This is a genomic window from Luteibacter sp. 9135 (assembly GCF_000745005.1).
In the GTDB taxonomy this organism is placed as follows: Bacteria; Pseudomonadota; Gammaproteobacteria; order Xanthomonadales; family Rhodanobacteraceae; genus Luteibacter.
On the sequence record NZ_JQNB01000001.1, the window covers coordinates 1,760,835 to 1,776,890 of the forward strand.

The following is a 16,056-nucleotide window of genomic DNA, read 5'->3' on the forward strand; positions in this document are numbered from 1 at the left end:
ACCGTCAACCGCCAGGCAACTGCATCAACTCCAACGTGATTTTGTCCGGCCCCGACACATACACCACCCGCGTCCCTTGCCTCGGCCCACCGGGAATCGCCTGAGGACTCCCTTTGACCATCCACCCCGCCGCCTCGATACGCGCGATCGCCGCATGTATGTCACGCACCGCCAGTGCCAGGTGCACGGCACCGATGGCCCCCGCACTTTCCGGCGCCGAACCATGGCGAGCACCCTGCGAGTACGCCAGCAGCTCGACCATGTAACCACCCGGTGCCCTGACGATAGCCGTGCGCACGAGAGGGTCATCGACGCCTGTGACCTGATGCAGGAACGTGCCGCCCATCTCCGACTGGCGCTCGAGCGTGAAACCGAGGGCCTCTGTCCAGAAGCGTATGGCGTCGTCCAGCGATGACACGACGAAGCCCGTATGGTCGACGGCGATAACGCCTGCGTTGGTGTCCACGGCGAATTTTTCCCAGCTGCGATGACGAAGATCGTAGCAGCACTCGTTTCCCGCCCTTCACTTCGTCGATAATTGCCGCCTGCATCGGCGCTACTGCCCAGGCATTCAGTGGAAAAAAACGAATGAACCGTACTCACCGTCCCGCAGGGACCGGCTCCCCGCGGCTTTGCCAGGCGCTGCTGGCCGCCAGCCTATGCGTCTCCCTGTCACCCGCGTTCGCGCAGGATGCCTCGGGGGCGCCGCTCTCCGGCGATATCCACGCCAACCTGCCCGGCGCACTGGCCGATGATGGCCGCTACCAGCGCGAGGCGATCAACCAGCACCTGATCACGCAGTACGCCGACCAGACCGAAGACGCCGTGGCCACGTGGGCATCGGCGTGGGGCCATCGCGGCCACCACGACGAGGACGGCAGCGCGGCCAGGCTGGACACCAAGGGCAGCGGCGTGATGGTGGGGGCCGACATGGGCGTGGGGGCACAGTCGCGTCTCGGTGTTGCGCTGGGCGGCGGTCGTGTCTCCGCGGATACGCGTGACGAGTCGGCCAGTGGCCGCTCGCTGACCGCCGCGATCTACGGCGGCGGCCAGTACGGCAACGTGCTGATCCAGGCGGGTGGGCTGTACACGCGCTACGACGTCGATACGCATCGCACGGTGGTGGACCTGGGTACGCTGGCCGCCCGGCTGGCAGGCAGCATGAAGAGCCAGGCGTTGCAGGGTTTCGTCGAGGCGGCCTATGAGTTTCGCTGGGATACCGGCGGGCTGGCGCCGTTCCTCAGCCTGGCGCAGCAGCAGTTGCGCACGGGCTCGGTGAACGAGCGCGGCGGCGTGGCGGCGTTGCATGTGATGAGCGACAAGAGCGACGTGACCTACGGCACGCTGGGCCTGCGCGGCCGCAAGGACTTCGGCGAGGATGGTCGCTTCGGGATATTCGGCAGCGTGGGTTGGCAGCATGCCGCGGGCGATACGCAGCCCGCCAGTCGCCAGCGCGTCATCGCGGGCGGCACCACCATCGAGTCGCTGGGTACACCCATCGCGGAGAACGCCGGCGTCGGCGTGGCGGGCATCCGCTTCCTGGCCACGCCCACGGTGACCGTGGATGCGTCGTGGAACGGTCAGTTCGCCAGTGCGGCGAAGGACCAGTCGGCGCGCCTTGCGCTCAACTGGGTGTTCTGACCGCTCAGGGCATCGCCACCGTCGCCGCATGCGTGGCGGTGGCCTGCATCGACTGCATCTGGGCGCGCTGGATCTCGTGGATGTACACGCCGTACATCACGCACAGCATCAGGCCCATGACGATCACCGCGCCCACGGCGGCGACCATGGGCGCACGGCTGCGCAGGTGATCCGCGTCCTCGGCCCAGGGCGGCACGCCACCCGGCAGCAGCACGGGCAGGGGCGGTTCGGGCACCTTGCCCAGGATGGCGCGGATGCGCATGCCATCGATCAGCGTGACGTGGGGCAGGCGTTCGGCGAACTCCACGGCCGAGCGGCTGAACTCGCCGGAGGTGATGGCGATGACCTGGCTGGCACCGGTGGCCGGCATGGCGTTGACCAGCTGGCGAACGTCCTGGTGCGGCACCTGCTGGGCGACCCAGTGACGGCACTGGACGATGATGGAAGTGGCGCCGCGCGTGAGGGTCAGGTCCATGGCGTCTTCCGCGCGGTGGCGGCCGGCGCGACCGCCGGTGTGCTCCACCACGTAGCCCTGCTCACGGTAGTGCGTGGCCACCAGGCGCCCGAACTCGTCCCACGGGATGCGTGTCAGCGCGTCGTCATGCCGAAAACGCACAGGCTTGGTGAACCTCATCGCCGGTCTCCCGGGAGGTCACGCAGCAAGGAAGGGCGCACGTGGGCGCTGTACGGGACTGCCATGGTGCTTTCCCTCGTCCGAGCGTTGCGCACCCCCTTGGCACGTCGCTGGACGGTGTGGAATATAGCGGGTTGTTGCAGGAATTCCTGTAGGCGAACCCCTACATTTGTAGGCGCAGTTGTGAACCCGTCTTCACACGGTGCCGGTAGATTTGGACGTCTTGCCATCCACTCCCTCTTGAGGACATGCCTCCCGTGCCGACCCCGACCCGATCGATCGCCCTTGCCGCGCTCTTGTGCTCCCCGGTGCTGGCACACGCTGCCGGCTTCGACTGCGCCAAGGCCGGTACCCCGGTCGAGAAAGCGATCTGCGCCTCGCCGAAGGTGTCCGCGCTGGATGGCGAACTGGGCCAGGCGTTCCGCGCGGCCCTCGCCGCGCATCCCGGCATGGCCGATGCCCTGAAACTGGACCAGCGCCACTGGCTGGCCGAGCGCGATGCCGCCGTGTGGTCGCAGCTGCGCATGGCGCCGGGCAAGCCGTTGCCGGCGACGGTAGCGAGCTACCGGGCACGGATCGACGTGCTCAAGGGCCTGGACACGCCGGCACCGGCGCCGCTGGATCGCATCCGTACGGTGTTGGGCAAGGTATCGGACGGATCGCGTGACGTGCTCGACCAGCTCGGCGAGCTCGGTGTGCCCATCACGCGATCGACAGACGGCGACGTGGAAAAACCGGGCGATTTTCCGTTCCAGCCGGACAAGACCGTCGCGGGCGCCCTGGCCTCCGCGAACACCACGTACTGGCGCAAGCTGCCCGGCTCGCCGGTGAGTTCGCTGTATGCCGTGGAAGGCACGATGCATTGCTGGGACGAGACGCCGTTCCGTATCGACGGGAAAAAGGCGATCGCCGTGCCGACGCCGGTGTCCTGGAGCGGCGACTGCATGTCGCAGCACGACCTGGCGAAGATCGGTGACGACTACGTCGCCCTTTGGCTGGCCTATCCGACCCCGGACGAAATGATCCTGCAGACGGCGCGCTGGGAGGGCAAGGCATTTGGCAAGGACGCGCGGCTGGTCGCGCGTTTCGATTACACCCTCTCGGTCAAGGGCAGTGCGTGCGCACCGAAGCAGTCGCCGTGCGACGATTTCGCCACGACGGCCATGGCGGCGGTCGCCCGCTACGATCGCAGCCCGATGGCAGCCACACTGGCGCGCAACCTCACCGGCAAGGACAAGGTGACCTACGATGCGCTGGTGGCCGCGGCGAAAGGCGGCAAGGCCCTGGCGACGTCGAACGGCGGCGAGCCCCCCGAGCTTCCCGACTTCGGCAGCGGTTACGCCGATGGCGTGATGGCCGGCTACAGCGAGGATGCCGACGTTTTCCCGCTGACCTTCCGCGGCGAGACCCTGCTGGGTTACATCGACCACGGTCACGTCGGCTGGCGCGTCAACGACGACTGGATGGTCTCGGCCTGGCGACTGAAAGGCGACGCGCTGGAGCCGGTGGCCTCGGTGTATGTCGAGGTGAAGCGGGGTGCCTTCCTGCTCTCGTCGATGGTGCCGGTGCCGCCGCCGGAGGAACACTGAGGCTGACATGCGCCGCTACCAGCGCACGGTCACGCTGATCCGTACGCCCTGGTCCTTCGCGCCGCCGCCGAACATGCCGCGGTAGCTCGCGTCCACGGAAGTGCCCTTGCTGGTGGCGAAGGCGATACCGACATCGGCCACCACCGCGTGGCGCGGGGTTGGCACGCCGATGGCGCGGAACGGATCGCCACCGCTGGCATAACGCTGCGTGTCCACGGGGCGCACGTCGTCGCCCCAGGCCTGCTGCACGCCGACGCCGGCGTGCCCCACCACGCCATCGGCGAATTGCATGGCACCGCGCACGCCGATCGTGCCGATGTCGACATGGCCGCGGTTGGCATCGACGCGCAGCGCGGCGATGTCGTTGGTCTCGTGGATCGGATCCTGGTGCAGCTGGGCCCGCGCGAGGTTGACGAACGGGGTGATCGAGCCGCGGCCGAAACCGATGCGGTAGCCGCCGTCCAGCCAGGCCTGCGCAACGCCGCTGTCGTAGCGTGCGGAGGCGGTGTTGCCGATGCCCAGGCCGGCCACGCTGGCGCGGCGGTGGCTCTGCAACTGGCTCCATGAATAGCTGACGCCGCCCTGCCAGTGCCACGCACCGTGGGTGCCCGCGGCATACACGCCGACGATGGAGGTTTTGGACTGCACGTCGGCGCCCGGCGTGCGTGCCGTGAGGGTGCCCGCGCCGGCGATCAGGCCGACGTGGGCCTCGCCCAGGTCGCGGTCGACACCACCGAGCACGCCGCCGCCATTGCTGCGCAGGCGTGCCGCTTCGTCGTTACGATCGTGGTCGCCCCAGTGGCCCCAGGTGGACGTCCACAGGCCGTCGTCCCGGGTGCCGCCTTCTTCCTGCACCAGCGAGTGGCGCAGCACGGTCGCCCGGATCTGCCGGGCGTCGTCCAGCATGGCGGTGCGCGTGGAGGTGAGCATGCTGCCGTCCACGATGGCCGCCGCGGAGGACGACGAAAACACGAGCAGCCCCGTGCCGGCCCCGAGGGCGGCAAGGATGGGCAGTTTCTGACGTGACGCGCAGTGACGGTACGGCGGCATGGGTGCTGGATTTCCCCGGTGAGGCGACGGGGAACCGACGCGCGTCGGCCCCCGGGGTGATCGCAGCAATGCCTGTGCCAGCACGTGTGAAGGCCTTCACATAGGTGAGGCGCCGGCGGGTTTACGCCTTGCGACGGCGCAGCGCATAGCCGATCGCCAGCAGCGCGAACCAGGCCGGGCTGGCGATGAGCGCCTGGCGGGTGTCGCTTTCCAGGGCCAGCAGGCCCAGCACGAAGGCGAAGAACGCCAGGCACACCCAGCACATCGCCACGCCGCCGGGCATCTTGTACGACGACACGGCGTGCAGCTCCGGACGCTGGCGCCGGTAGGCGATGTACGCCGCCAGGATCAGCGACCACACGAACATGAAGAGGATGGCCGCCAGCGTCGTGACCAGCGTGAACGCGGTGACGAGATTAGGCACCACGGCGATCAGCATGGCGCCGCCGAGCAGGCAGATGCACGAGAACAGCAGGCCGCGCGAGGGCACCGCGGCGCGGGACAGCCGGCGGAACGCGGACGGCGCGTGGCCTTCCTCGGCCAGGCCGAACAGCATGCGGCTGGTGGAGAAGATGCCGCTGTTGGCCGACGAGGTGGCCGAGGTGAGCACCACGAAGTTGATCAGGCTGGCCGCGGCGGGGATGCCGGCCAGCAGGAACAGCTCGACGAAGGGGCTCTTGCCCGGCACCACCTGGCGCCACGGTGTCACCGACATGATCACCACCAGTGACAGCACATAGAACAGGATGATGCGCACGGGGATCGAGTTGATCGCCTTGGGCAGGTTGCGCTCCGGGTCGGCCGTCTCGGCGGCCGTGGTGCCGACCAGCTCGATGCCGACGAAGGCGAACACGGCGATCTGGAAGCCGGCGAAGAACCCGCCGATGCCCATGGGGAAGAAGCCGCCGTCCGCCCACAGGTTGGACAGCGAGGCCACGTGCCCGTCGGGCGAGGTGAACGCCCAGGCCATCATGCCGAAGCCGGTGACGATCAGCGCGCAGATCGCCACGATCTTGATCAGCGCGAACCAGAATTCCAGCTCGCCGAACAGCTTCACCGTGGTGAGGTTGAGCACCAGCAGCAGTAGCACGCACAGCACCGCCGGCACCCACGGGGCCAGCCCGGGAAACCAGAACTGCGCGTACGAGGAGATGGCGATCACGTCCGCGATGGCGGTGATGATCCAGCAGAACCAGTAGGTCCACCCGCAATAGAATCCGGCCCAGGGCCCCAGCAGGTCGGTGCAGAAGTCGATGAACGACTTGTACTCGAGGTTGGACAGCAGCAGCTCGCCCATCGCCCGCATGACGAAGAACAGCATCACGCCGATGATCAGGTAAACGAACAGGATGGACGGCCCGGCCAGGCTGATCGTCTTGCCCGAGCCCATGAACAGCCCGGTGCCGATGGCCCCGCCGATGGCGATCAGCTGCAGGTGGCGGTTGGACAGGCTGCGCCTGAGGTGCTCGGGTGACGGCTCCTGCGGAAGGGACATCGGGGTGCTCGGGTCGGGACGAAGCGACGAACATACGGGGAACCGCCCGGGCCCGCAAACGCTTCCGTCCCGAATGTCGGTCAGCGCGGCCGGGTGATGCTTTGCCCGCCGAACACCTGCGGCAGCACCTTCGGCAGGAAGCTGTGCGGGAAGACGGGAACGATGGCGCTCGCCTCGTCCAGGCGTCGGACGTGCGCCTCGGAGAGGGTGACCTCCAGCGCGCCCAGGTTCTCCTCGAACTGGGCGGCCGTGCGCGCGCCGATGATCGGGATGACCGTGGGCATCTGCCGGGCCAGCAACCATGCAATGGCGGTCTGCGGCACCGAATGGCCCACATCCTCGGCGACCTCGCGCAGCACATCGACGATGTCGAGGTTGTGCTCGCTGAGCGCGCCCATGCCGGCGGCCACCGCCGCACGTGTGCCGTTCCACGGGTCGGCATCCTTGTGCCGGGCAATGTCCTCGCGGGTGTATTTGCCGCTGAGCACGCCGCTGCCCAAGGGCGACCAGGCCAGTACGCCCAGGCCCAGTTCGTGAGCCATGGGTAGCAGATCGTGCTCCACGGTCCGCTCGATCAGGCTGTGCTCGATCTGCAGGGCGACCAGCGGTGCCCAACCGCGCAGGTCGGCCAGCGTCTGCATGCGCGCCACCTGCCAGGCGGGCGTATCGGAGATGCCGGCGTAGACGATCTTGCCCGCGCTGACCAGGTCGTCGAAGCCGCGCATCACCTCCTCGACCGGCACCAGGCCATCCCACACGTGCAGGTAGTAGAGGTCGATGTAGTCGGTGCCGAGCCGGCGCAGGCTGGCCTCCACGGCGCGCACCATGTTGCGCCGGTGGTTGCCGCCGGCATTGGGGTTGCCCGGTTCCGTCGCCAGCGAATACTTGGTGGCGACCACCGCCTGTTCGCGGCGACCGGCGAGGAAGGTGCCCAGCAGGGTCTCGGACGTGCCGCCGGTATAGAAGTTGGCGGTGTCGATGAAGTTGCCGCCGCGCTCCATGTAGAGATCCAGCATGCGGCGGGATTCCGCTTCGGCGGCACCCCAGCCCCAGTCGTCGCCGAAGGTCATCGTGCCCAGCGACACTGGGCTGACGCGCAGGCCGGAGCGGCCGAGGGTGAGGTAGTCGTTCAGTCGCGTGCTCATCGTGCCGTCCTGTGGAGAGGAAACAGACCCGGACGATAGGCGTGTGGCTGGCGTGGATAAATCGGCCGGCGCGGCATAGGCTATGAAGCCCGGCTTCATAATGGCTGCGCGATGTCTTCCGAAATGCTGCCCGCCATCGCCGCCTTCGCGCGCGTCGCGCACCATGCCAGCTTCACCCGCGCGGCCGCTGAACTGGGTGTGTCGCCCTCGGCCCTGTCGCAGACGGTGCGGGCCCTGGAAAGTCGCCTGGGCGTGCGCCTGCTCGACCGCACCACGCGGCGGGTCGGCATCACCGAGATCGGCCGGCGTTTCCTCGACGATGCGCAACCCGCGCTGGCGGCGCTGGCCCAGGCGGTCGAGTCGGTGAACGAATCACGCGCATCGGCGGCCGGCCTGCTGAGGATCAACCTGCCGCGGGTGATCGCGGAAGTGATCGTGCTGCCGCACCTGGCGGACTTCGTCGTGGCCTATCCGGACGTGGTGGTGGACCTGCACTGCGACAACACCTTCGTCGACCTGGTGGACGGCGGCTTCGACGCCGGCTTCCGCATCGGCGAGAGCCTGGCGCAGGGCGTCGTGGCCGTGCCGGTGGGCGGACCCCAGCGCCTGGCCACCTTCGCCTCGCCCGGCTACGTGGCGCGGCACGGTACGCCGGTGGACCTGGCCGACCTTTCGGGGCATCGCTGCACCAGCATCCGCCTGGCCAACGACCGCAGCCTGATGTCGTGGGAGTTCCTGGACGATGGCCGCATGGTGGAGCGGGATACCCGCCCGGCCATGGTCAGCAACGACGGCGAGGTGCTGTTGAAGGCGGCGCTGGCCGGCGTGGGCATCGGATGCCACTTCGAGGCGCTGGTGCGCGACGACCTGGCCGCGGGTCGTCTGGTCCCGGTGCTGGAGGCGTGCTGGCCCACCTACGCGCCGTTCCATGTGTACTATCCCAGCCGCGTGCACATGCCGCGCAAGCTGCGCGTCTTCATCGACTTCTTTCGCGAGCGCCACGCGCCCGACGCCACCCGAGGATCCACCGCATGACCGCCGACTACCACCAGGCCCTGATCGGGGCGTACATCGACGCCTATAACCGTTTCGACGTCGAGGGCATGCTGGTGACGCTCACCGACGACGTGCGCTTCGAGCACCACGTGGCCGACCAGCTGGCGGTGGCCACGGACGGCAAGGCGGATTTCGAGAAACTGGCGCGGGTGGGGGCGGCGCTGTTCGCCTCGCGCAAGCAGACCCTGGTGGACCTGCGCGACGACGGCGATACGGTGGTCGCCACCATCGATTTCCACGGCGAGATCGCCGAGGACATCCCGGACGGTCCCGGCGCGGGCACCATCATCGAGATGCAGGGTACGTCGGAGTTCGTCTTCCGTGACAACCGGATCGCCCGGGTGATCGATCGCGGGTGATCGATCAGGCGGCCAGACGCTCGATGGCGGCCAGCAGGGATTTGCGGTCGTACGGCTTGGCCAGGTAGCCCATCGGCTCCTGCACCCAGGCGTGCTGTTCCTTCGCCTCGCCGGAGGTGACCAGAATCGGCATGTCGCTATGTCGGCGGGCCAGCTCCTGTCCCGTGACCGTGCCCGGCATGCGCACGTCGGTGAACAGAAGGTCGGCCTTGCGGGTTTCCAGCCAAGCCTCGGCTTCGTCGCCATTGCGCGCCGTGTGCACCTCGTAATCCCCCTCGAGGATCATCGCGGTCAGTTCGCGGATGGCGTCATCGTCCTCGACGAGCAGAACGACACGCTTGGGCTGTGATGTCATGGGGCAGGCACTTTTGAAGGAAGGAACGGCGAGGCAGATACCGGTTCTGGCGTGAATGCCTTGTCAACGTCAGGGGGTGCCCGGGTGCTATTCCATTGCGCCTTGTGCCCACGCATCATATAGCTTTACAGGGGGATCACCATGACCGCACTCAGCCAGCAGACCGTCGAAGCCATTCGTTCCAACGAGGTGAATATCCTCGCCAGCTGGAAGGTCAACCTGGACGCTAGTGGCGTGTCGCGCGATTCCCGCCTCAACCATCTCGAGTTCGACGCCCAGACGCGTGACTTCCTGCGCCTGCTGGTCAGCGGCGCTTATGTGGGCGACGCCACGCTGGCCAACCAGGAATGGTCGGAAACCCGGGTGTTCCTCGAGAAACTCTCGCGCAGCCGCGCCATGCAGGGTTTCGACTCACAGAGCACGGCCAGCTTCATCTTCTCGCTCAAGCGTCCGTTGTTCGATCTGCTGCAGCGCGAGTACGCCACCGACCCGGCCGAGCTGGGCAACCAGCTTTGGGCTATTTCGGAGCTGATCGACGCGCTGGGCATGCACACCATCCGCGCCTTCCAGAAGTCGCGCGAGGACGTCATCGCCCGCCAACAGGAAGAACTGCTGGAGCTTTCCACCCCGGTGGTGAAGCTGTGGGACGGCGTGTTGGCGCTGCCCATGATCGGCACGCTGGATTCGCAGCGCACCCAGGTGGTCATGGAGTCGCTGCTGCAGCGCATCGTGGAAACCGGCTCGGAAATCGCCATCATCGACATCACCGGCGTGCCCACCGTGGATACGCTGGTGGCCCAGCACCTGCTCAAGACGGTCACCGCGATCCGCCTCATGGGTGCCGACGCCATCATCAGCGGCGTGCGCCCGCAGATCGCGCAGACCATCGTGCACCTGGGCCTGGACCTGCAGGGCATCGTGACCAAGGCCAACCTCGCCGACGCCCTTGCGCTCGCGTTGAAGCGCCAGGGCGTCACCGTCTCCAAGGCCGCCTGACGCCATGGACCGCATCCCTATCCTGCGCATGGGCGAGTTCCTCTTGGTCACCATCCAGGTCGACATGCACGACCAGTTGGCCCTCACGCTGCAGGACGATCTGGCCGAGCGCATCAGCGCCACGTCCGCCCGCGGCGTGCTGATCGACATCTCCGCGCTGGACATCGTGGATTCCTTCATCGGCCGCATGATCGGCACCATCTCCGGCCTGTCCAAGATCATGGACGCGGAAACCGTGCTGGTCGGCATGCAGCCGGCCGTCGCCATCACCCTCGTGGAACTGGGCCTCACGCTGCCCGGCGTGATCACCGCGCTGGACGTGGAGCGGGGCATGAAGCTGCTGCGCGAACGCGTGCAACGTCAATGACGGTCGTTCGCAGCGGATCGCAACCGGTCGGCATCGAGCAGGATGTGGTGCTCGCGCGCCAGACCACGCGCAAACTGGCGGTGGAATGCGGCCTGCGCCTGGTCGATCAGACCAAGCTGATCACCGCGGCCAGCGAACTGGCACGCAACACCGTCATCTATGGCGGTGGCGGCGACATGGACTGGGAAATCCTGCAGGAAGACGGACGCAAGGGCCTGCGCCTGCTGTTCCGCGACGAGGGTCCCGGCATCCCCGACATGAAGCTGGCCATGACCGACGGCTGGACCTCGGGCGGTGGCCTGGGCCTGGGCCTCACCGGCGCCAAGCGACTGGTCGACGAATTTTCCGTGGACAGCGCCCCGGGTGCCGGCACGCGCGTCATGATCTGCAAATGGACGTAACCCTCAGCGGCAGCCTGACGCGCGTCGTGCCCATCGAGGAAACCAGCCAGATCGGACATGCGCGGCGCGTGGCGCAGCAGGTGGCGGCCGAGGCCGGCTTCGATACCACCGATGCGGGTCGCGTCGCCCTGGTCGCGACCGAACTGGCCACCAACGTGCTCAAGCATGCAAAGGGCGGCGAACTGCACATCGCCGCGCTGGACGGCATCGGCGCGCGCGGGGTGGAAGTGATCGCGGTGGATCGCGGCCCGGGTTTCAACCTGGTGGACTGCCTGCCCGACGGCTTCTCCACGGGCGGCACGCGGGGCGAAGGCCTGGGCGCGGTCAAGCGCCAGTCCGATGTCATGGACATGTATGCCGACCCGCGCGGCGCGATCGTGCTCGCCCGCCTCTATCCCAAGGGCTTCGGCAAGGCGGATATCCGCTTCGGCGCCAGTCACCATGCCTTGCATAGCGAGGAGGTGTCCGGCGACGGCTGGGCGCTGGCGCTGGACGACCAGCGTATCGCCGCCATCGTGGTCGATGGCCTGGGCCATGGTGAGGCGGCACACGAGGCGGCACGGGTTGCCGTCGGGACATGGCTGGCCGAACCGATGGAGGACCCCGTCACCCTGATGGGCGCGCTGGCACAGGCCATGCTGGGCGGACGCGGCGGCGCCGTGGCGCTGGCGCGTTTCGATGCGCGCACTGCCGGCCTGCGCTATGCCGGCATCGGCAACATCGCCGGCAGCGTGCACCTGCCCGAGGGTTCACGCGGGCTGGCCTCGCATCCGGGCATTGTCGGCGTGCAGACCCGCCGCGCGCAGGCGTTCGATTTTCCGCAGGTGGCCGGCCGGCTGCTGGTGATGCACAGCGACGGGCTGCAATCGCGCTGGTCGCTGAAGGATTATCCCGGGCTGGTGTCGCGCCATCCCGCGCTGGTGACGGCGCTGCTGCATCGCGACTTCTGCCGCGGGCGCGACGATGCCACGGTTTTTGCGATCCGACTGGAGGCCACGGCATGACCGATGCCGACGAGATCCAGCGCCTGCGTGCCGAGAACGAGGCCATGCGCACCGAGCTGGAAGAAACCAACCAGGGTGTGCTGGCGCTGTATGCGGAACTGGACAACCAGGCCGAGCAGTTGCGCGAGGCGTCCGAACTGAAGAGCCGGTTCCTGTCGTACATGAGCCACGAGTTCCGCACGCCGCTTGGCTCCATCCTCAGCATGACCCGCTTGCTGGACGACGAGCTGGACGGCCCGCTGACCGTGGAGCAGCACAAGCAACTGGCCTTCGTCAGCGGCGCCGCGCGCGAGCTGAGCGACATGGTGGACGACCTGCTGGACCTGGCCAAGATCGAGGCCGGCCGGATCAGCATCTCGGCGGGATGGTTCGAACTGATGGACCTGTTCTCCGCGCTGCGCGGTATGTTCCGTCCCATCGTCGACAACACCGACGCGGACCTGATCTTCGAAGCCCCGCAGGGCATGCCCAAGCTGTACACCGACGACAAGAAGCTGGCGCAGATCCTGCGCAACTTCATCTCCAACGCGTTGAAGTTCACGCCGCGGGGTGAGGTGCGCGTGACCGCGCAGCTGGAGGGCGACGGCCTCGTGCGCTTCGCCGTGAGCGACACCGGTATCGGCATCCCGGCCGACCTGCAGCACATCCTGTTCGAGGACTTCACCCAGATCGATTCGCCGCTGCAGAAGCGCGTGCGCGGCAGTGGCCTGGGGCTGTCGCTGTGCCGCCAGTTCGCCCACCTGCTGGGCGGTGAAGTGGGCCTGGAGAGCACGCCGGGCGTGGGCTCCGTGTTCCATGTCACCTTGCCGTTGACGTTGCCCGCGGAGGCTGTCGATGCCGCGGAATAACCGCATCCTGATCGTCGACGACAACGCCGCCACGCGCTACGCGATGCGGCGCACGATCGAGCGGCACGGCTACACGGTGATCGAGGCGGGCACCGGCACCGAAGGCCTGCAGATGATCGCGGCCAACGACATCGCCTGCCTGGTGCTGGACGTGAACCTGCCGGACATGAGCGGGTTCGATATCGTGCGCCAGCTGCGCGATGCACCGGAGACGCTGCTGCTGCCGGTGGTGCACGTCTCGGCGGCGTCGATCGAAACCGGCGACATGATCACCGGCCTGGAAAACGGCGCGGACGCCTACCTGGTGCACCCGGTGGATCCGGACGTGCTGGTGGCGACCATCCGCACGCTGGTGCGCGTGCGCGACACCGAGCTGGCGCTGCGCGAATCGGAAGCCCGCTTCCGCGAGATATTCACCAGCATCGCGGCGCCCATTGCCGTCGTCGATGCGGGCCTTAACGTGGTGGAGGCCAACGAGGCCTTCCGCCGTCTGGTCCAGCCGGTCGGCGGCACGGAGCGGCTGGACGGCTGTTTCGAAGAGGGCCAGGACGAGCTGCTGGCGCAGATGCGCGTGCACGTGGCGGAGCGGCATCGCTGGCGCGGCGTGCTGTGCATGGCCTCGCGCACGGGCACCCGCGAGACCGAGTGGCGGCTGACGCCCCATCGCGACGGCACCGGCCTGGTTTTCGTCGACGACGTGACCGAGCAGCGCCGCCGCGAACGCGCGCAGCTGGAACAGATCGACACCGCCACCACGCAACTGGCGCTGGAGATCGCCGAGCGCGAGCGCACGGAGTCACAGTTGCTGCAGGCGCAGAAGATGGACGCGCTGGGCAAGCTCACCGGCGGCATCGCGCACGACTTCAACAACCTGCTCACCAGCATCATCACCGGCATCGACCTGATCAACCGCCAGGTGGAAGCGGGCAAGCCGGAAAGCGTGCAGCGCTTTGCCGATGCGGCCCTGGGTTCCGCGCGTCGTGCCGCCGCGCTCACCCATCGCCTGCTGGCCTTCGCCCGCCAGCAGCCGCTGAACACGCGCGCCACCGACGTCAACGAGCGCGTGCGTTCGCTGGAAGACATGCTGCGCCGGACCATCGGCGAGCACATCAGCCTCGACCTGTTCCTGTCCACCTCGCCCGTGATCGCCAGCGTGGATGCGAACCAGCTCGAGAACGCGGTGATCAACCTGGTCATCAATGCGCGCGATGCGATGCCGGGTGGCGGCGCCATCCGCGTGTCCACGCGCCTGGCCCGCGTCGACGGGGACCCGCAGCTGGCCAGCGGCGAGTACGTGATGCTGACCGTATCCGACAACGGCTCGGGCATCGACCCGGCGATCCTGGACAAGGTGTTCGAGCCTTTCTTTACCACCAAGCCGGTGGGCCAGGGCACGGGGCTGGGCCTGTCGATGATCTACGGCTTCGCGCGCCAGTCCGGCGGCCATGCACGTATCGCCAGCGTGGTGGGCGAGGGCACCGACGTGTCGCTGCTGCTGCCCGTGGGCGAGGGCGAGGCGATCGCGTCGGCACCGCGGCGCGGGCCCATCGCCGGTGGCAACGGTGAGCGAGTGCTGATCGTCGAGGACACCGAGACCCTGCGCATGATGACGGCGGAGGTGCTCACCGAAGCGGGTTACCACTGCATCGTGACCGAAGATACCGACGAGGCGTTGCGCACGCTGCGTGGCGACGACGATATCCACCTGCTGCTGACCGATATCGGCATGCCGGGCATGGACGGCCGCGAGCTGGCCGACGTGGCCCGCGCCTGGCGGCCCACGCTGCCGGTGCTGTTCATGACCGGCTATGCGGAAAGCGCCGTGCAGCGCACGGGTTTTCTCGGCCCGGGCATGGACATGATCACCAAGCCGTTCGAGATCGACGGGCTGCTGGAACGCGTACGCCAGATGCTGGGCTGAGTCGTCGCCGTCCCAGGGCGGGTGGGCAGGGACATCGTGAGGCGTTCGCGCGACGCGCACGGCACGTCGACAGCGGGGTGCGATGCTGGGGCCACCCCTTCGCACCGTCTGGAGCCCCACCATGAACGACGACTTTTCTCCGGCCCGCCGCCGGCTCGTGCAGAACGCTTCACTGGGCGTTGCCGCCGCGGCCATGGCCACGCCTGCCTTCGCCGCGGTGGGTGGCACGGCCACGGGCGTGGGCGGTACGCGTGGCTTGTCCGATCCGCGCGAGGGGTTTCCCAAGCCGCCCTTTGCCGTGCAGAACCAGCCATGGCCGGGCCTGGCCGGCAAGATGAACCCGCGGCCCGACCATGGCGAAACCAGCTACAAGGGCAGCGGTCGGCTGGCCGGTCGCAAGGCGCTGATTACCGGCGGCGACTCCGGCATCGGCCGTGCCGTGGCCATCGCCTATGCGCGCGAGGGCGCGGACGTGGCCATCAGCTACCTGCCGGACGAGGAAACCGACGCGAAGGAGGTGATCGACCTGATACGCAAGGCCGGCCGCAAGGCGCTGGCCCTGCCGGGCGACATCCGCGACGAGGCCTGGTGCGGCCAGCTGGTGCAGAAGGCGGTGGACGGACTGGGCGGGCTGGACATCCTGGTGAACAACGCGGGACGCCAGCACAGCTTCGATTCGATCCTGGACATCTCGACCGAGTACTTCGACTGGACGATGAAAACCAATCTCTACGCGCTGTTCTGGATCACCAAGGCCGCCGTGCCGCACCTGCCGCCGGGCAGTGCCATCGTCAACACCGCCTCGGTCAACGCCTACAACCCCTCGGCCAACCTGCTCGACTACGCCACGACCAAGGGCGGCATCATGATCTTCACCAAGGCGCTGGCCAAGCAGCTGATCAAGAAGGGCATCCGCGTGAACGGTGTGGCGCCGGGACCCTTCTGGACGCCGTTGCAGGTGTGCGGCGGGCAGACGGACGAGAACCTGAAGAAGTTCGGCGGGGACACCCCGATGGGGCGCCCTGGCCAGCCTGCCGAAATCGCGCCGATCTATGTGCAGCTGGCCTCCACCGAAGCCAGCTACGAGACCGGGCAGATCGTGGGCGCGTCCGGCGGCGCCGGCAACCCCTGAGTTTCTTGCCATAAACCGATGTCCGACCGTGGCGGCATCCCCTATGATTCGCCCAAAGTCGAC

General features: G+C 67.9%; 17 protein-coding genes. 11 read left to right on the forward strand and 6 right to left on the reverse strand.

Annotated elements, in window-relative coordinates; genetic code table 11:
* Window positions 1–4 precede the first annotated feature (4 nt).
* Window positions 5–466 carry a VOC family protein gene (locus FA89_RS07445; RefSeq protein ID WP_036139682.1) on the reverse strand — a complete coding sequence of 154 codons (462 nt, stop codon included), beginning with the start codon at window positions 464–466 and terminating at the stop codon, window positions 5–7.
* 122 nt (window positions 467–588) lie between these two features.
* On the opposite strand from FA89_RS07445, the gene FA89_RS07450 reads away from it, so the two are divergent.
* On the forward strand, window positions 589–1,641 hold the full coding sequence (locus FA89_RS07450; protein WP_036139684.1) for an autotransporter outer membrane beta-barrel domain-containing protein: 1,053 nt from the start codon (window positions 589–591) through the stop codon (window positions 1,639–1,641).
* Window positions 1,642–1,645: 4 nt separating this feature from the next.
* Here FA89_RS07450 and FA89_RS19140 read toward each other — a convergent pair whose 3' ends face one another.
* Window positions 1,646–2,275: a restriction endonuclease gene (locus FA89_RS19140; RefSeq protein ID WP_051938610.1), complete on the reverse strand. Its 630-nt coding sequence runs from the start codon at window positions 2,273–2,275 to the stop codon at window positions 1,646–1,648.
* A 257-nt stretch (window positions 2,276–2,532) separates the two neighbouring features.
* On the opposite strand from FA89_RS19140, the gene FA89_RS19145 reads away from it, so the two are divergent.
* Window positions 2,533–3,864, forward strand: a complete 1,332-nt coding sequence (locus FA89_RS19145; protein WP_221174287.1) for a lysozyme inhibitor LprI family protein — start codon at window positions 2,533–2,535, stop codon at window positions 3,862–3,864.
* Between the two features lie 15 nt (window positions 3,865–3,879).
* Here the strand turns inward: FA89_RS19145 and FA89_RS07465 are convergent, their stop codons facing one another.
* The 3 genes from FA89_RS07465 to FA89_RS07475 form a co-directional block, all read right to left on the reverse strand.
* On the reverse strand, window positions 3,880–4,914 hold the full coding sequence (locus FA89_RS07465) for an autotransporter outer membrane beta-barrel domain-containing protein (protein WP_036139686.1): 1,035 nt from the start codon (window positions 4,912–4,914) through the stop codon (window positions 3,880–3,882).
* Window positions 4,915–5,035: 121 nt separating this feature from the next.
* Window positions 5,036–6,409 carry a D-serine/D-alanine/glycine transporter gene (gene cycA / locus FA89_RS07470; protein ID WP_036139689.1) on the reverse strand — a complete coding sequence of 458 codons (1,374 nt, stop codon included), beginning with the start codon at window positions 6,407–6,409 and terminating at the stop codon, window positions 5,036–5,038.
* An 80-nt stretch (window positions 6,410–6,489) separates the two neighbouring features.
* Entirely contained in the window at window positions 6,490–7,554 is a 1,065-nt protein-coding gene (locus FA89_RS07475; protein ID WP_036139691.1) for an aldo/keto reductase, read from the reverse strand.
* Window positions 7,555–7,665: 111 nt separating this feature from the next.
* On the opposite strand from FA89_RS07475, the gene FA89_RS07480 reads away from it, so the two are divergent.
* Together FA89_RS07480 and FA89_RS07485 are read left to right on the forward strand one after the other, a co-directional pair.
* The gene (locus FA89_RS07480; RefSeq protein WP_036139694.1) at window positions 7,666–8,589 is read left to right on the forward strand and encodes a LysR family transcriptional regulator; all 924 of its coding nucleotides are present in this window, start codon (window positions 7,666–7,668) and stop codon (window positions 8,587–8,589) included.
* Complete coding sequence (locus FA89_RS07485) at window positions 8,586–8,969, forward strand: nuclear transport factor 2 family protein (RefSeq protein WP_036139697.1); 384 nt, start codon at window positions 8,586–8,588, stop codon at window positions 8,967–8,969. Before FA89_RS07480 ends, FA89_RS07485 begins: the two co-directional genes overlap by 4 nt.
* Before the next feature lie 4 nt (window positions 8,970–8,973).
* Here FA89_RS07485 and FA89_RS07490 read toward each other — a convergent pair whose 3' ends face one another.
* Window positions 8,974–9,324, reverse strand: coding sequence for a response regulator (locus FA89_RS07490; RefSeq protein ID WP_036139699.1), 351 nt, complete (start codon window positions 9,322–9,324; stop codon window positions 8,974–8,976).
* 141 nt (window positions 9,325–9,465) lie between these two features.
* Here FA89_RS07490 and FA89_RS07495 point away from each other — a divergent pair, with 141 nt between their 5' ends.
* The 7 genes from FA89_RS07495 to FA89_RS07525 all read left to right on the forward strand — a co-directional run bounded on the left by FA89_RS07495 (window position 9,466) and on the right by FA89_RS07525 (window position 15,993).
* Window positions 9,466–10,320: an STAS domain-containing protein gene (locus FA89_RS07495; protein ID WP_036139701.1), complete on the forward strand. Its 855-nt coding sequence runs from the start codon at window positions 9,466–9,468 to the stop codon at window positions 10,318–10,320.
* A 4-nt stretch (window positions 10,321–10,324) separates the two neighbouring features.
* Entirely contained in the window at window positions 10,325–10,687 is a 363-nt protein-coding gene (locus tag FA89_RS07500; RefSeq protein WP_036139705.1) for an STAS domain-containing protein, read from the forward strand.
* Complete coding sequence (locus FA89_RS07505; RefSeq protein WP_036139707.1) at window positions 10,684–11,088, forward strand: anti-sigma regulatory factor; 405 nt, start codon at window positions 10,684–10,686, stop codon at window positions 11,086–11,088. Before FA89_RS07500 ends, FA89_RS07505 begins: the two co-directional genes overlap by 4 nt.
* Window positions 11,079–12,092 carry an ATP-binding protein gene (locus FA89_RS07510; RefSeq protein ID WP_036139709.1) on the forward strand — a complete coding sequence of 338 codons (1,014 nt, stop codon included), beginning with the start codon at window positions 11,079–11,081 and terminating at the stop codon, window positions 12,090–12,092. Before FA89_RS07505 ends, FA89_RS07510 begins: the two co-directional genes overlap by 10 nt.
* Complete coding sequence (locus FA89_RS07515) at window positions 12,089–12,940, forward strand: sensor histidine kinase (RefSeq protein ID WP_036139711.1); 852 nt, start codon at window positions 12,089–12,091, stop codon at window positions 12,938–12,940. The genes FA89_RS07510 and FA89_RS07515 overlap by 4 nt, the downstream gene beginning before the upstream one ends.
* Window positions 12,927–14,861, forward strand: a complete 1,935-nt coding sequence (locus FA89_RS07520) for a response regulator (protein WP_036139713.1) — start codon at window positions 12,927–12,929, stop codon at window positions 14,859–14,861. The genes FA89_RS07515 and FA89_RS07520 overlap by 14 nt, the downstream gene beginning before the upstream one ends.
* A gap of 121 nt (window positions 14,862–14,982) precedes the next feature.
* Complete coding sequence (locus FA89_RS07525; RefSeq protein WP_036139716.1) at window positions 14,983–15,993, forward strand: SDR family oxidoreductase; 1,011 nt, start codon at window positions 14,983–14,985, stop codon at window positions 15,991–15,993.
* Window positions 15,994–16,056: the final 63 nt, after the last annotated feature.

Excerpts from the sequence above, each read along its gene's own strand:
- FA89_RS07450 (WP_036139684.1), top strand. The coding sequence starts at position 589 with ATGAACCGTACTCACCGTCCCGCAGGGACCGGCTCCCCGCGGCTTTGC.
- FA89_RS19140 (WP_051938610.1), bottom strand. The coding sequence starts at position 2,275 with ATGAGGTTCACCAAGCCTGTGCGTTTTCGGCATGACGACGCGCTGACA.
- FA89_RS07465 (WP_036139686.1), bottom strand. The coding sequence starts at position 4,914 with ATGCCGCCGTACCGTCACTGCGCGTCACGTCAGAAACTGCCCATCCTT.
- cycA (WP_036139689.1), bottom strand. The coding sequence starts at position 6,409 with ATGTCCCTTCCGCAGGAGCCGTCACCCGAGCACCTCAGGCGCAGCCTG.
- FA89_RS07475 (WP_036139691.1), bottom strand. The coding sequence starts at position 7,554 with ATGAGCACGCGACTGAACGACTACCTCACCCTCGGCCGCTCCGGCCTG.
- FA89_RS07480 (WP_036139694.1), top strand. The coding sequence starts at position 7,666 with ATGTCTTCCGAAATGCTGCCCGCCATCGCCGCCTTCGCGCGCGTCGCG.
- FA89_RS07485 (WP_036139697.1), top strand. The coding sequence starts at position 8,586 with ATGACCGCCGACTACCACCAGGCCCTGATCGGGGCGTACATCGACGCC.
- FA89_RS07490 (WP_036139699.1), bottom strand. The coding sequence starts at position 9,324 with ATGACATCACAGCCCAAGCGTGTCGTTCTGCTCGTCGAGGACGATGAC.
- FA89_RS07495 (WP_036139701.1), top strand. The coding sequence starts at position 9,466 with ATGACCGCACTCAGCCAGCAGACCGTCGAAGCCATTCGTTCCAACGAG.
- FA89_RS07500 (WP_036139705.1), top strand. The coding sequence starts at position 10,325 with ATGGACCGCATCCCTATCCTGCGCATGGGCGAGTTCCTCTTGGTCACC.
- FA89_RS07505 (WP_036139707.1), top strand. The coding sequence starts at position 10,684 with ATGACGGTCGTTCGCAGCGGATCGCAACCGGTCGGCATCGAGCAGGAT.
- FA89_RS07510 (WP_036139709.1), top strand. The coding sequence starts at position 11,079 with ATGGACGTAACCCTCAGCGGCAGCCTGACGCGCGTCGTGCCCATCGAG.
- FA89_RS07515 (WP_036139711.1), top strand. The coding sequence starts at position 12,089 with ATGACCGATGCCGACGAGATCCAGCGCCTGCGTGCCGAGAACGAGGCC.
- FA89_RS07520 (WP_036139713.1), top strand. The coding sequence starts at position 12,927 with ATGCCGCGGAATAACCGCATCCTGATCGTCGACGACAACGCCGCCACG.
- FA89_RS07525 (WP_036139716.1), top strand. The coding sequence starts at position 14,983 with ATGAACGACGACTTTTCTCCGGCCCGCCGCCGGCTCGTGCAGAACGCT.